The following is a 1,067-nucleotide window of genomic DNA, read 5'->3' as shown; positions in this document are numbered from 1 at the left end:
TACCGCGACATACTCACCCTCGCCGCATGACCAACAGCTCGGGAACAAGGACTGCCCGCGGCGTTAGGGTTTCCGGGACAGGCCATACGGCACGCTGCACCCCTGGGGACGAAACAGTATGGGACACGGAGCGCGGATGCAGCTGGCGGAGCTGCTCAGCGACGCACAGCGGCGCGGGGACTTCAGCACCCGTATCGAGATATCGGCCCGCGCGCTGCGCATCGAGGTCGACGGGGTGGGGGAACTGCCGCTGCCGGTGCGTGCCCCGGTTACCAAGAAACTGATCGCGCAGGCCCGACAGGCATCCTTCGGCCGGGGCGAGCAGACCCTGTCCGACACCAGCGTCCGCGACACCTGGGAGATCACCCCGGACCGCATCACGCTCGGCGGCACCGACTGGGACCGCACCCTGGACGGCGTTCTCGACGGTGTCCGCACCGCGCTCGGTCTGCCGCCCACCACCGTCCTACGTGCCGAGCCGCACGCACTGCTCGTCTACGGCAAGGGCCAGTTCTTCCTGCCGCACCAAGACTCCGAGAAGGACGACTCCATGGTGGGCACCCTGGTCGTCTCGCTGCCCTCGCACCACACCGGCGGCGAACTCGTCGTCTCGCACGCCGGCCGCAGCATCGTCTACCAGGCGTCCCGGGAGAAGCTGACCTTCGCCGCCTTCTACGCGGACTGCCTGCACGAGGTCAAGCCCGTCAAGTCCGGCTACCGCGTCACCCTCACCATGAACCTCCTCGCTGAACGCATCCGCCCGGCTGGCGAAGACGACGGGGACTCGGTCGCCGACCTGGCCCACTGCCTGACCGAACACTTCACCGAGCCGGCCGAAGAGCGCTACGCCTACGGCCGCCAGAAGGCCGCGCCCCCGAACCGCCTCGTGTACCTCCTCGACCACGAGTACACCCAGCGCGGCCTGGACTGGGACCGCCTCAAGGGAGCCGACGCCACCCGCACCACCCTGCTCCGCCAGGCCGCCGCAGAGGCGGACTGCGAAGCGGTCCTCGCGTTGGCCGAGGTGAAGGAGACCTGGGACGCGCATGCGCCGTACGATCGCTACG

1 protein-coding gene is annotated in these 1,067 nt (G+C 69.2%); it reads left to right on the top strand.

The window, feature by feature from the left end; all coding sequences use genetic code 11:
* Positions 1-136: 136 nt before the first annotated feature.
* Positions 137-1,067 (top strand): 2OG-Fe(II) oxygenase (locus ACWDA7_RS53205; protein WP_450615473.1); only part of this gene is annotated, 931 nt, incomplete at its 3' end.

This window comes from Streptomyces sp. NPDC001156, from assembly GCF_053598275.1.
This window is presented reverse-complemented; position numbering and strand designations above follow the sequence as displayed.